1 protein-coding gene is annotated in these 902 nt (G+C 73.1%); it reads right to left on the bottom strand.

Features of this window, described 5'->3' with window-relative positions:
- Window positions 1-902, bottom strand: a 902-nt coding sequence (locus tag AC27KI_RS26000) for an acyl-CoA thioester hydrolase/BAAT C-terminal domain-containing protein (protein WP_487116727.1), incomplete at both ends; no start/stop codon positions are given.

Genomic DNA, 902 nt, shown 5'->3' with positions numbered 1-902 from the left:
AGCACAGATTCTTCTAGGGCAGCTTGCTTCAAAAACGATAGCACCTGCCGCCACGAGTGTTCGTCGGCCCAGGCGTTGGGCGCGGGCGCGCCGCCGCCGGTGCTGAGCCGGCCCGAGACCGGGTGGGCGTACACGGTCTGCGTGGTGGGCAGGTAGGGGAACAAAATCGAATGCCCCGCGCCCGCGTAGTCGTACTGCGCCACCGGGTGCGGGTGCGCATGGGCCTTCAGCCGCTCCACGACCATGCGGCCGTAGCGCGACGAGGGCCAGGAGCCGTCGTCCTCGGCGGTCAGCAGCAGCACCGGCCCGCGGATGCGCTCCACGCGGATGCGGGCGCGCTCCACGGCCTCCTCGTCCTGCAGCGCGGTGAGCAGCGCGTTGGCATGGCGGCGCGGCTCGGGTCCCTCGTCCCACGGCGCCCAGGTGGCCGTGCGGTTGTTCTCCCACAGGTGCGGCAGCGGCTGGCCGCGGAAGATCCACGCCGGGCCGTTGCGGCTGTCGGGGCCGTTGGCGGGGTTGCACGCGTTCTGCGCGCTGTGCACCACCGCGCCCGGCACATAGCCGATGACGGCCGAGACCTGCTCAGGGAACAGCGTGCCCAGCAGCAGCACCAGCTCGCCGCCGCGCGACTGCCCGCTCAGCGCGACGAAGCCGCCGCGCGGGCGCACCGTGCGGTGCAGCCAGGCGAGCGCGGTCTCGAAGTATTCGAGGTGCGTGTCCGAGATGTGGTCGGGCCGCCCCGGCGACTGGAAGTAGCCCAGCGCCAGCGCCGCGTAGCCGTGCGAGGCGTACAGCGCCGCACGCGGCTCGTTGATGCCGCCGCCCGAGCCGTTGAGCACCAGCACGGCCGGGTGCGGTCCCGGGCCCGGCGGCAGGAACAGCGTGCCCGACAGGCCCTCGTC

The organism is Acidovorax sp. KPB24-03 (assembly GCF_057546605.1).
Note: the sequence above shows the minus strand (reverse complement) of the source record. Positions and strands in the feature narration are given on the sequence as shown.